This window comes from Proteiniphilum sp., assembly GCF_034927365.1.
Classification (GTDB): domain Bacteria; phylum Bacteroidota; class Bacteroidia; order Bacteroidales; family Dysgonomonadaceae; genus Proteiniphilum.
On record NZ_JAYFQD010000001.1, the window covers coordinates 134,521 to 147,959 of the forward strand.

The 13,439-nt window shown below is 43.6% G+C and carries 9 protein-coding genes; 8 read left to right on the forward strand and 1 reads right to left on the reverse strand.

The window, feature by feature from the left end; all coding sequences use genetic code 11:
- Nucleotides 1-107 precede the first annotated feature (107 nt).
- The 8 genes from VB073_RS00500 to VB073_RS00535 all read left to right on the forward strand — a co-directional run bounded on the left by VB073_RS00500 (nucleotide 108) and on the right by VB073_RS00535 (nucleotide 11,597).
- A complete protein-coding gene (locus tag VB073_RS00500) occupies nucleotides 108-3,200 on the forward strand; it encodes a SusC/RagA family TonB-linked outer membrane protein (protein ID WP_323402171.1) in 3,093 nt (1,030 codons plus the stop codon).
- 13 nt (nucleotides 3,201-3,213) lie between these two features.
- Entirely contained in the window at nucleotides 3,214-4,725 is a 1,512-nt protein-coding gene (locus VB073_RS00505) for a SusD/RagB family nutrient-binding outer membrane lipoprotein (RefSeq protein WP_323402172.1), read from the forward strand.
- 61 nt (nucleotides 4,726-4,786) lie between these two features.
- Nucleotides 4,787-6,346 carry a glycoside hydrolase family 5 protein gene (locus VB073_RS00510; protein ID WP_323402173.1) on the forward strand — a complete coding sequence of 520 codons (1,560 nt, stop codon included), beginning with the start codon at nucleotides 4,787-4,789 and terminating at the stop codon, nucleotides 6,344-6,346.
- A gap of 146 nt (nucleotides 6,347-6,492) precedes the next feature.
- A complete protein-coding gene (locus tag VB073_RS00515) occupies nucleotides 6,493-7,347 on the forward strand; it encodes a LytTR family DNA-binding domain-containing protein (RefSeq protein WP_323402174.1) in 855 nt (284 codons plus the stop codon).
- 135 nt (nucleotides 7,348-7,482) lie between these two features.
- On the forward strand, nucleotides 7,483-8,127 hold the full coding sequence (locus VB073_RS00520; RefSeq protein WP_323402202.1) for a BACON domain-containing protein: 645 nt from the start codon (nucleotides 7,483-7,485) through the stop codon (nucleotides 8,125-8,127).
- A 279-nt stretch (nucleotides 8,128-8,406) separates the two neighbouring features.
- Nucleotides 8,407-9,315 carry an ecotin family protein gene (locus VB073_RS00525; RefSeq protein WP_323402175.1) on the forward strand — a complete coding sequence of 303 codons (909 nt, stop codon included), beginning with the start codon at nucleotides 8,407-8,409 and terminating at the stop codon, nucleotides 9,313-9,315.
- A 258-nt stretch (nucleotides 9,316-9,573) separates the two neighbouring features.
- The gene (locus tag VB073_RS00530) at nucleotides 9,574-10,494 is read left to right on the forward strand and encodes a hypothetical protein (RefSeq protein ID WP_323402176.1); all 921 of its coding nucleotides are present in this window, start codon (nucleotides 9,574-9,576) and stop codon (nucleotides 10,492-10,494) included.
- A 272-nt stretch (nucleotides 10,495-10,766) separates the two neighbouring features.
- Complete coding sequence (locus VB073_RS00535; RefSeq protein WP_323402177.1) at nucleotides 10,767-11,597, forward strand: hypothetical protein; 831 nt, start codon at nucleotides 10,767-10,769, stop codon at nucleotides 11,595-11,597.
- 49 nt (nucleotides 11,598-11,646) lie between these two features.
- Here the strand turns inward: VB073_RS00535 and VB073_RS00540 are convergent, their stop codons facing one another.
- Nucleotides 11,647-13,422, reverse strand: coding sequence for a DUF4091 domain-containing protein (locus tag VB073_RS00540; protein WP_323402178.1), 1,776 nt, complete (start codon nucleotides 13,420-13,422; stop codon nucleotides 11,647-11,649).
- Between the last annotated feature and the right edge of the window lie 17 nt (nucleotides 13,423-13,439).

The following is a 13,439-nucleotide window of genomic DNA, read 5'->3' on the forward strand; positions in this document are numbered from 1 at the left end:
CGGTACCATTCGTACCCGATGAGTTATGTTCACCCCTAAGGCGTTGCATACTCATCGGGTACGATCTATATTTGCAGATAATCATCATACTAAAAACGTCAGACATTATGATTTATCTGCATCGCACATTGATGTTTTTAATGCTGTTACTCTTACCCCTTTTGGTAAAAGCACAGCATATCACGGTTACAGGATCTGTCTCGGATCAAAGGGGAGAACCACTCGTAGGCGTAACCGTACTGATAAAGGGAAGTCTATCCGGCACTGTAACCGGTGCCGACGGTGGCTTTTCACTATCGGCTCCTGCCGACGGCATCATACAATTTTCTTATATCGGTTTTATCTCTGCGGAAAAACCTGTGAGTAGGGAGTTTATGCAGGTGATGCTGAAAGAAGACCTTATCATGATGGATGAGGTGGTGGTCACTGCACTGGGCATGAGGAAAGAAAAGAAAGCGCTGGCCTATTCCGTCACCGAACTGAAAGAAGATGCTTTCCGGGTTAAAAGCCCGGGTCTGGCGGATGGGCTGGCAGGAAAAGTGGCAGGAATCAATGTGGTGAAACCTACTACCGGAGCCATGGGTTCGACCCGTATCGTGATCCGTGGTAATGGGTCATTCGGGAATAATCAGCCTATCTATATCGTGGACGGTATGCCGATCGATAACAGCAACTATGGCCAACCGGGACTATGGGGCGGTGTAGATGGAGGAGACGGCATCTCTTCACTCAACAGCGATGAGATCGAAAGCATGACCGTACTGAAAGGAGGTACGGCTGCAGCGCTGTATGGTTCCCGCACTGCGAATGGAGCTATCGTCATCACCACGAAAAAGGGAAAGAGAGGAAAAACTTCTGTCGAATTAAACAGTTCTTACACCTTGGATACTCCCATCGTTAGTTACTCTGATTTCCAGCAGGAATACGGGCACGGTCTCTCGGGTACAGTACCCACAAGCGTCGAAATGGCCAAACTCAGCGGGCCCAGCAGTTGGGGCGGCCGTCTCGACGGCTCCAATGTGATTCAATTCGATGGCGCGGAACGTCCTTATACCAACGTAGGTAAAAACAATATCCGCAATTTCTATAACAACGCCTGGGCATTGAACAACTCGCTCTCCATATCGGGTGGCAGTGAAAATATTCAATACCGCGTCGCTTTTGGCGACCAGCGTTACAACGACCTTTTCCCAAATTCAAAGATGGAACGGAACAATGGCTCCATCAATTTATCTGCGCAACTCAGCCCCAAAATCACCATGCAGGCACATATGATGTATCTGCGCGAACGGGTGTTGAACCGTCAGAACGTGAATGATTATTCCAGCAACGGAAACGTACTGCTTTGGACACTCCCCCCAAGCATCGACGTACGCACCCTCTCTCCTGCAGTGGATGCCAACGGAAACGAACTACTGCTTTCAGACATTTACGTCTATTTTGCCAATCCCTATTTCGTTGCCTACCATCGTCGCCAGAAAGACGCGAAAGACCGTCTCTTCGGCACTTTTTCACTGCAATACGATATCAACAGCCACTGGTACCTGCGTGGCCGTGCGGGAGGAGATATGATCTATCGCCGTAGCGAATCGGTCACACCCAAAGGAACCGGTTATGATAAAGAGGGATATATGGGTGCCGGTTCTTCATTCGGGGGAGAAACGAATATCGAAGGACTACTCGGATACAATAATAACTTTGACGAAGAGTGGTCGTTGGATGCCTTTGCCGGATGGAACAGCATGATTACCTGGAGCGAGTCGGTAAGCGCCAGTGGAAGCCGTTTTATCCAACCCGATTTCCATGTATTGGGTAATACCCAGACGACCAGCGGAGGGCAAGGGCGTTCCGAGAACTATATCAATTCCCTGTTCGGACAAGCCGAGCTATCCTACCGGAGCATGTTATACCTTACCCTCTCGGGAAGGAATGACTGGTTTTCTGCCCTATCAATGAAAGGTAAGACTACGCCCAATAATATCTTCTATCCTTCCACCGGTCTGGGTTTTATCGCCAGTGAAGCTATCAGCCTGCCTTCCTTTATCCCGTTCTGGAAAATTCGGGGAGCCTGGTCGCAATCGGGCGGTGCAGTGGGACCTTACAATCTGGCTCTTACCTATGGATATGGCGAAGCGATCAACGGCTATCCAACGGGACATATCAACAGTTCCACCATTCCCAACCTCAACCTGAAACCGTTGACTTCCATCTCCTATGAAGTGGGGACCGATATCCGGTTCTTCAACTACCGCCTCGGCCTCGATGTCACCTACTATATCCGGAATACGCGTGACGATATTGTGTCAGCACAAATCTCTTCGGGATCAGGATATAACAACGTACTGATCAATGCCGGGAAGATCGAGAATAAGGGTATTGAATTGTTGCTGACGGGTACACCGGTCAAAGCCAAAACATTCAGTTGGGATGCATCATTCAATTTCTCCTACAACAAAAGTAGAATCGCACATATTACCGATAATGTAAAAAGCTTTATTGTGGCAACCAGCCGTACCGGTGCGGCTGGTGACGAAGGAAGCCCCGCTTTTATTTACCAGGAAGTAGGCGAACCTTACGGGATCATTAAGGGATATTCCTTCCAACGTGATGAGAACGGCGAAATCATTTTCGATCGAAATGGTTTTCCCCGCAAGGGAGAGATCAAGAAATTAGGTGTAGGTGTTCATCCTTACACAGCCGGTTTCACCAATAGTTTCACTTACCGGAAATTTCATCTGAATCTGCTGATCGACGGCAAATTCGGAGGAAGTATGTTCTCGGGGACCAATGACATGGCCTATTTTCTGGGAACCCACAAAGGCACTCTTCCCGGAAGGGATGAAGGCGTTGTTGGCAAAGGCGTCAAGTTGGATGGATCGCCAAACGATAAGAGTGTACCGGCAATGGAATACTATATGTATCTGGCCAACAATATTTCTGAAGCATTTGTATATGACGCCTCCTTCGTCAAACTTAGGGAACTGTCGCTGGGATATTCATTTCCCGAAACGGTCACCGGGAAACTCGGACTTTCTCAACTCACTTTGTCGATTGTAGGAAGAAATCTCGCTACACTTTACGATAAAGTTCCGATGGTAGATCCTGAATCGGGATACTCGAGCGGCAATGCACAGGGATTGGAACAATGGGGATTACCGGCTACCCGCAGTTGGGGATTTAATCTGAATGTGAAATTTTAATCTGAAAAAACATATGAAACTATATATAACTTTTTTCATTGCATTATCAGCCCTGTTTTTCGTCTCTTGCGACTTCGAAGAGAAGAACATCAATCCCAATAACAGCAGTACGATTGAACCGGGACCGCTGCTTACTTACAGTCAGTTTTACACCAGCAACGAAGGACTTGCCAAAAGAGCACAGATAGGTTACTGTATGATGATGGTCCAGCAGACCGCTTCACTGGAGCGCGATGAAATGGCGGGGGATAAATATCTTGAAACGGAGATGCTGGGGGTATTCTTCACGGAAATCTTCTCTTCGAGCATCAAACATATACAGGAACTGATTAACAAGACAAAAGACGATGAATCGCTGGCAAACAGCTATGCGGTCGCATTGATCTGGAAATCCTACCTCTTCCACCGTATCACCGATCTCTATGGGGATATTCCCTATTCCGAAGCGGGAAATGGGTTTGTCACACAGAATTTTTATCCCGGGTATGATGCACAAAAAGATATCTATGCTGGTCTGGTTTCCGACATTGAGAAAGGGATTTCTATCCTGGATCACCAGAATGCGCCTATAGTACCGGGAGATATTATTTACCAGGGTGATATCGACAAATGGAAGCAGTTCGGCAATTCATTATTGCTACGTCTGGGTATGAGAATGGAGAAAGCGGATCCGGATTTTGCCCGTTCTGTAGTTACAAAAGCGATCCGGAACGGTGTGATGCAAAAAACCGGAGATATCTGCATGGTACAACATTCATCGGCTAAACCATCGACCGAAAATCCGGTGGGATCCGTATTCAAAAGCCACGGATTGGTCAACAGCGGGGCAGTAAAGATCAGCAGAACATTCATGAATCATTTGCTGCAGACAAATGATCCCCGTATCAGAGTATATTGTGCTCTTCCAAACGGCAATAACAATCCGATGGAACAGAAAGGATTACCCAACGGTTATGACATCCTGAGCATTTACGAGGGTGAACCGGATTACAGATCACTCGCCGACTATTCAACACTCAATCCGGCAACTCTTCTTCAACTCGACGCACCGACTATTCACATGACTTACGCCGAAGTAGAACTACTTAAAGCGGAAGCAATCCTGAAAGGATGGATCAGCGGAGATGCAGGAGAGAGTTACCAAAAAGCCGTACGTTCATCAATGGAACAACAGGCCTATTATGGAACAGAAGGAATTATAGAAGAAACAGATATAGAGGCTTACCTGATGCAGGATCTCTTTGGGAAAGCACCTACTCTTGAGTCAAAACTCAATGTATTGGGTAATGAATTTTGGGTAGCCACTTTCCTGAATGGCTATGAGAGTTATGCCAACTGGAGACGTACAGGATATCCGGTACTTTTTCCGGTTTCTTTCAGCGGCAGCCCCAATAAAGGTAGCATCCCCCGCCGTTTCACCTACCCTACCGAGGAGTACAGCGTGAATCCCGGAAATGTGAAAGAAGCAGTAGAGCGACAGGGAGCTGATGCGGTATCCACACGGATATGGTGGGACAAGGAGTAGTTAACACGGAATAAGGATCGGGAAAATCAAAAGAATCGCAAAAAATTTCAGACAAACAGATATGCATTCATCATTCAAATTCATCGTCTTACTTGCCATACTAACCAGTTTTATTGGCTGCAGACAAAACAGTTCTCTGAAGGAATATCTTTCCATCGACAAAGAACGTTTTGTGGACAGCCAAGGGCGTACCGTCATATTAAACGGCATCAATTATGTCACCAAAGATCCTAAACAATATTTTAAAAATGAGAATGATGATGAGATATTTCGACAATTTCGCAACTGGGGATTCAACTGTGTTCGCTTTGGCATGTCGTGGCGCGGTATAGAACCGGAACCGGGAAAAATAAACGAATCTTACCTGAAAGAGATCGACAAACGGGTCAGATTGGCCGAAGAGAACGGGATATGGTTGATCCTCGATATGCATCAGGATCTCTATGGCGGTAAATACGGAAATGGTGCTCCGGATTGGGCTACGATAGATGACGGTCTTCCACACGATAGTGGTGATGTATGGAGCGATGCTTATCTGGTAAGTCCCGCCATCCACCGGGTGTTTGATAACTTCTGGAAAAACAAGCCGGCACCCGACGGCATAGGCATTCAGGATCACTATATTTTTGTCTGGAAGACGCTGGCCAAACGCTATGCCAACTCACCGGCCGTGGCAGGGTTCGATATCATGAACGAACCCTTTACCGGGGCTGAGAGTATTGGTATCCTCGAGAAATTGTTGGGTACATATGGTGAGATTGTGGCAGAACAAAGCGGGCAAACAGTTGAGCTGAACGACATGCTGGATATGTGGGGTGATGAGGAGTCGAGAACCGAAACACTCAAAACATTCGACAACAAGGAACACTACCGCCGGATCACCGAGAGCGCCTATGAAGAAGTTAAATCATTTGAACAAAAAGTTTTGAGCCAATTTTACCAGAGAGTGCGCGATACCATCCGCGAGGTGAACAAACGTCATATCATCTTCCTCGAGCATTCCTATTTTTCCAATCTGGGTGTAAAGAGCAGCTTTCTTGTTCCGACCGATAAACAGGGTAACCCTGATTCACTGGTCGCTTACGCCCCGCATGGCTATGACCTTGTCACCGATACCGACGCTGCCGACTCACCCGGATACCAACGTGTAGAACACATCTTTGAACAAATCGTCGAAGCAGGAAAAGAAAAACAGATACCGGTAATTGTGGGCGAATGGGGCGCATTCTATATGGGAAGAAATTACCGTCAACCAGCCGAACATCTTACGGGCATCTTCGAACAGGCACAGGCAGGACAAACCTACTGGACTTACTGGAACCATATCGACACACAGGATTATTTCCACACCCTTTCCCGCCACTACCCGATGCGGGTAAACGGTCGGTTGATTCATTACAGGAACCAGTTCAATGAAAACTATTTCGAATGTGAGTGGGAAGAAGGGGATGATCTGAATATACCAACCCGTATTTTTATTCCCGACCTGGCAAAAGTGAAAGAGAAAATCAAACTTAATCCGGTTTCTGACTTTACTTTCCATCCATTTGAAGGAACTCCTGCCGGATATATGGATATTGAGCCAACGGGAGAAGTTAGAAAGCTGGTTATTAATTATTGATCTCGCTCATTATCAGAGATATTTCATAGTGATACAGTCAAGATATATTTACTCCCCTTTCTTTGATTTATATACTTTACTATTTTTATTTTGCCTTTCAAAAGAAATGCTTATTTTTGTGAGAAAAGAAAAATAAAAATAATCAGGTGAAAGCACTTCGGAGTATAGCAAAGCTGATTTGTCAACCTTTCAGGTTGTTTGCAACACTCAAGCAGCGTATGGTGTTCGCAAGCGGCATGTTTGTATTCAGCCTCCTCTTCCTGCTCCTGTTTATTCCGTTTAATATCACCGAATGGATTGTCTATACCTCTCCCTTTAAAGTATTGCAACTACCTGGATTAGGAGTCATCATCGGTATTCTTATCTATATCTCTCAACTCCTGCAATATTTTTTATTCCGCAATAATTCAATCAAGGTATATCATCTACTTATTGGATTTTGCATCGATATAATCCTGATAAGTATCCCGTTAAGTTTATTGTATTCCATACCTGCAAACAGTTTCTGGATCGAATTTAAACAGACATTAGACATCGCCATTCCACTGGCTATCCTATGGTATATACTCGGAATAAGCCTGATGGCTTTATGGGACAATTATTACAACAAAGAGACCTCCCTGTTTCAGCAGGAAACCCCAAAACAAACCATACAAGCAGAACGTATCAATATCAAAGATGGAAACGGACAGTTGCGTTTATCGCTGCGTCCTGAAGATCTGATCTATTTTGAATCTGCCGACAATTATGTGATTGTCTTTTTCAGGAAAACCCAGCGTATCAGCCGTGAAGTAGTGCGGAACTCGTTGAAAAACATCGAAAATGACCTGAATGTGCATAATTGTGTAAGATGCCACCGATCTTTTATTGTCAACATTGTCAATGTGACAGCCATCAAGAAAAAAGGGCGCTCCTACATCATTGAACTGGATGGTATTGACACGCCCATTCCTATCTCAAGAGGCTACGTAAAGGTAATTAGCGATCTTCTCACCCCCTGACCGTTTACCCACTCGTCTCATTTATCCCCGTATAAGTCTTTATACCACTGAAAACTGTTTTTATTCGTAGCTATCCTTAATTTTGCTCCAAGCGAACAAATTTTTAAATTTTTAAGAGCGTCGCTGCTGGTTATACTGGCAGCTTGTAGTAAGGATGAATCGCCCACACCGGCGCTTCAGGTATCTCCCGGCCAGATAGAGATGGAATCCACAGGAGGAGATAAAGATGTAAATGTTACAGCCAACATTAACTGGACGGTTTCATCCGGAAGTAACTGGTGTACCGTAACTCCCGCATCAGGATCAAATAATGGCAGCTTTAAGGTGACAGTGAAGCCCAATACTACGCTCAACGCCCGCGAAACCAAGATCACGGTCAAAGCTGAAAATCTTGTGAAAGAAATCACCGTTAGCCAGGATCCGGCTTCAAAGGAACAGTTACTTACGGGTTCTACATGGGAAATGACCAGTCAGGGAAGTGGCGACCCCAATTATAACGACTTAGTGGGGACAGAGATCGAATTCAAAGCCGATAAAAAGGCAGTTGCCAAAATGAACCTGGTACTTCCTGACGATATGGGGACAGTAACAAGAATTGATGGGACCTGGAGTCTGAGTGGTGAAACCTTTACTATTGAAGGGGATCTTATTCCGGACATGTCGGCAAAACTCTCTTTCGAAATCAAACAAATGACGGAATCGGTAATGGAATGCCAGATGAAAGTCGATTTGCCATTACTTCCACCCGACGGAATTCCTGTAGTGTTTAAAAAGAAATAAGCATACTATATTAACCGAATATCAAAAAGTCATTTCTGTCAACTGGAAAACCCAGTCAACCCCGGGATGTGAATATGATTCCCTCTCGGGGTTATTTTCGTAATACTCCTAAAACACGACCCCTTCTTAGAAGAATTTCAGCCTTTTAAACCTTTTATCCCTGTATTTGTTCTAATGGCAAACCAAAAGTCGATGGAACAATTAAAGCATCTCCTTGCCAAGAGGGTTTTGCACTGTGAGTTCATCGACTTACAATATCAACCAAAACAAAAAATAATTATGAAGATTACTTTTATAACAAAACAGCTACCTGTTTTATTATTAATCGCACTCTTTTCCGCAGCTTGCGGTAGCAAAAAAACAGGATCGATGAGTAATGTATTACCCTCACAAACTTTAGACGGATATCGGGGTTATGCTTTATCCGTTACCTCTGCGCAAAAGGGATCGAGTGACGTTCCGGCAAAGATTGAAATCATCCCCGGAAAAATGATGGAGGTAGATTGTAACAATCACTCCCTCATTGGCGAATTTGTACAAAAACAGCTGAGCGACGGCAATTACTACAATGTATATGAATCGAAAGGTGAAGCCATATCCACATTAATGGGTTGTCCTGACAATACCAAACGAATGGATTTCGTACAAGGGCAAACCCTATTTATCGATGCCGACAATGCCGCCTCTTCGATGGTATTTGCTTCTGAAGGAATAGAAATCAGGCGACGTGTCTGGACCCCTTCATCTGCCTATGAGATGGGAAAAGAACTCAATAACATCATTGAAACGGAAGCTACCGAAGCGCTAAAGGCATATCCTAAATCACTGGAAGGATATGACCGCTACGTGCTGATTCTTCCCGAGATAAAGAATTCGCAGAAAGAACGTAAAGTGGAAATTATTCCCGGTGTAACAACCGAGGTGGATTGCAATAAGCATGGATTGGGTGGACGATTCGTTGAGAAAGATGTGGAAGGATGGGGTTACTCTTACCTGATCTTCGAATCGGACGGAAGTGTACGCTCTACTCGAATGGCTTGCCCCGATGATACCCGCCGTACTGAAGTGGTTACCGGTGCAACCCAACTATTGAATTACAACAGCCGCCTACCGATAGTGGTATTCATCCCTAAAAAAGATAACTTCTCAGTGCAATACAGAATATGGGAAGCAGGAGAAGTGAAATAAGAACGATCACTGTACCATAAAAATTTTCCCCGGGAAGCTGTTCAATAAGCAATTTCTCTAATAAAATATCCCTCAACTATTTAAAAACAAATAGTTGAGGGATATTTTATGGAAAACTCAGTAAACATGGCTTAACGGCTAAAATATAATGATGTGGAAGATATGGAAAGATAATAGTTATTAGAAACTTGGCGTATTTAATTCTTTTTATTACTATTGCAAAGTTTTAATATACATTCCATTTAAATCATTATAGCAATGAAAAAGTTAACAAAAACGGGCCTGGAAAAACTGACAAGATTATTTTTTTATAGATACTCCTCAGTACTTCTTACTGTAATCTTTGCTTGCCTTACAACACTGGTAATTAGCCAAGAAAAAAACTCGGAGAGATTGATAAAACCGGATATAGAAAGATATCGGGCATATGTGCATGGTTGGAATGTTGTTGATAGTGATACAAGCAAATGGCACCCCAAAGAATTCTATGTTATCTATACTGATAAGAGAATAACCTTTAGATTTCCATACGAAAAAGAGCAATCAGGTGTCAGAAATCTGTTGTTTCTGAATAAGGAAACATGTGAAATTTGTTTATTTGATGAGGAACGACCTCTCTATGAATACCGTAATTTAGTAAAGTTTGGTATAGAAAAGTATGATGTTATACTCCTATATAAAAATGGAATGTATATTAGGTATAATGATGTAACTTTTGAAAATGGCGGCTGTATGGAAATTAATATGACACAATCAGATATTCAACCTACCAGTTCTGAATCTGAAGAATGGCTTACAATGAGAGCATTTAATGACGCTATTGGTAATGCAAAAAGGAAAATAAAAATGAAGGGGGATACAACAGTTTCTGACTCTGGAATAGAAATACGAGGCTATGTGTTTGGTGAAGAAGGAGATTCTCTTCCGTGGCTTTTCATTTTCTCTAATTCTAATTATTCTAATGGTAATTTACTAACAGTAAGCGAAGATGATGGATATTTTTTGATAAAATCGAATAATACAAGTCAATCATTACATATTCCGCATGGTCAGATGTATATTCCATGTGAAATGACTGTAACGGTTGATTGTGGAATTCTTGTTGTGTTATCGAGAAATCCTGATTTGGATCCTAACAGACGATATGGTGGTTATTCCGAAATTAGACATGAGGACTAAATGACAATAAGTTAAAATATATCATCCCGCTTTACATGAACAACTCCCTTATTGATTTCACCCCGCTGGAGCATGCGGGATTCAAGAAGGAGCTATAGTTCTTTATCCAAAAGAATCAGGTGATCCGGTACTAATCCTAACGGAGCAAAGTTAGGGTTTAACGCGAGTTTGATCTAGATTGCCAGAAGTACACTGACTTTGCGCTGTAACTTGATCTCGCCCTCAAATTCTTTGACAAATTCGTCGATTATGAAATAAATTTCAGTAATTTTATGGCTGGAGATTATAGCGGAATTATTAGTAATATTTTAAGTTTTGACCAGATGAAAAATATAAAAATGTTGTTTTCTTTAGTGTTGATTATCCTCTGTTTTACACTAAGCGGTCAAAACGCCAAAAATAGCGGTAAAAAAAGTGAGAATGGAAAGGAAACTGGAAATCAATCGGGAACAAACAGAATAGCTGGTTCCACCTTTTTGATGTCAGCTGAAACATCGGATATGCTCGATTTAAATGAAACCCTGACTTCATTATATTTAATGGAAAAATCCCCTTTAAAGGTCTTTCAAAATTACCGGGACATTTATGACTCATATTACAAATTCTCTATCGTGGAGCTTGATGTAGATGTAACCAGTTTTATACCTCCCAGTTCTTCCCGCCAAGGGTTAAATACTCCCTATTATGTAAGTTGGTTTTTAATAGATAGCACGTTGTATCTTGGCAATATAACGTTCTTCGATAAGGGTGCCATTGAGTCTGCTTTTCCGGATAATAAACAATACCGGATTATGGAAGAACTGACGCAGGTAAAATTTGATAAGAAATTAGGCCAGAAATACGCGCTACAGAATTCAAAAGAAATAGAGTATGGCTTAATGCCTGCCATTTGGGTAAATGATACACTCCTGGTTAAAAGAGGACGGGGGCCTTACTTTAATAGCAGACAAGAACATATAGACTATTATAGAAAAGCAGGTGTTCCAAAACCAAAGTTTTATCCTGTCACCAGTATTGAAGAATGGCATAAAACACCATGCATAGAACTTGTTTTCCAGAAGGGGAAATTAGTCTCCATGAAAGAACGGGAAGGTATGCATTGAGTCATAAATATCCAATTCTACCACCAGATACAGCAATATATTTGATCTTTCAGTTGAGTAACTTCCTGGCTTCATTCAATCTACCCTGCCAGTCGGCAGACGGATTGAGCGTATTGAAAGATTCTATTGTCTTTTCCAGTTGGGCTAACTTAGCCGATGATTCGGGACTATTTTCCTCGGTGTATTTCTTGCGCAACACACGTATCTTTTCCACATCCTGAATACCTTCCACCAGCTTCTCGAAACGGATAGAGCTACGTGCATCGGGATATACCATATAGGTATCTCCGGCAGGCCAGGTCCTGAAACGCGAATCGGTCAACGGGTTCTCAACCCATGAGTTATAGGCCCAGCGCAGGAATCCATCGAAATCGGCAGCTACGGCGTACCATGCAGCATACACCGATTCAGCAGGGGGTGAGAAGGTAAACATATTGGGGAATTTATCTCCACAGCATACGTAATAGGTAGTGATCAATCCTTTGGCCCTACGTGCGAGAATATCTTCCTTAGCCACCTTGCTACCGGCTCCCACACAAATATCCTTTATCCATGGGTAGTTCTGGTAACTTTTATGATTATCTGCCAGAGAGACTCCCAACGCAGGTGCAGCACTCTCCAATACTTTCAGTGCCGCCTTCATATCTGCCGGTGCACGCTCATCCATGGCGATATTGGTCTTTTCAAGCCATCCCTTCTCTCCAAGATGCCTGGTGAAATCCTTCAGGAACACACTCCACATCTCCACATATTGTTTTGATTGGGCTTTCAGCTCCACGGTGACCACCTCACCCTTTGCCTCATCATTGTAATGCAACTGGTTGTTCCAGGTAAGCAATGAATAGCAGTTGATCATCTTATTAATCCCCAGGTCCATCATAAACTGTACCCACTTGTCGAAGATGGTATAATCGAAACTCCAGCTCTGGTCTTTTTTCTTTGTCCAGATGATCATATCGGCGTACGCATCATAACATTGGTTGCTCCACGGATCTTTGTTGAGGGTGGCGGTAATCACCTTCTGACCTCCATCGGCCAACATCTTCATCAACGGTTTCATCTTTTCGAAGTGGGCATCACTCCACACCTCCAGGTTATGCACCCTTGCCACTGCCGTAGGATGCTGCCACAAATCGAGATGGTAGAGCCATTCCGATGGTGCGGGCAGTACCTGGTCGACCACATCCAGTCCAATTTCAAAACTCTCTACCGAACGCCCTCCGGCATATAACTTCAGTTTGGCTTTATAGCTCCCTGCTGTTGCATCGGAAGGGATCGAGAAAGTAAGCCATACCGGCCTTACCGTTTTGGCTTCCACATCAAAACACTCCAGGTTATCCAGGATATCCGGCGAGAGAGAGGCTGCAAAATCCTGGGGTTTACGGTAACCGCAACCGGGTCCGAATTCGTCGGTCATCACATAACGGACAAACCGTGCCTGTCCTACGGATGCGGGTAATACATCTTCTCCTCCCTCAAAATCAGTGAACTCCAATTCCACTTGATTGATATCGGAGGCAGACCACAGAAGCAGTTGTGCCGATACTTTCTCGCCTTTCCAACCGGCAACGGTCACACTTTTATTCACCGCCACCCGGGGTGCCGCAGATTTCGGCATTCTTTCGTCGGTGGTGATAAACGACGATTGCAAACCCTTAGGTACAGCTGACCAGTTGGACAAGGTATCTTTTGTCGGGTCTTTCATCTCTTCGAAAGTAATACACTCTTTTTGAGGTCGCTTCTCTTCGCATGAGAAAAGGCTCAAAACGGGAAGCCCTATCAGCATGCACATTATTGTCCGGATAACGGTTAATGAATTACTCATAATCAATATAAATAATG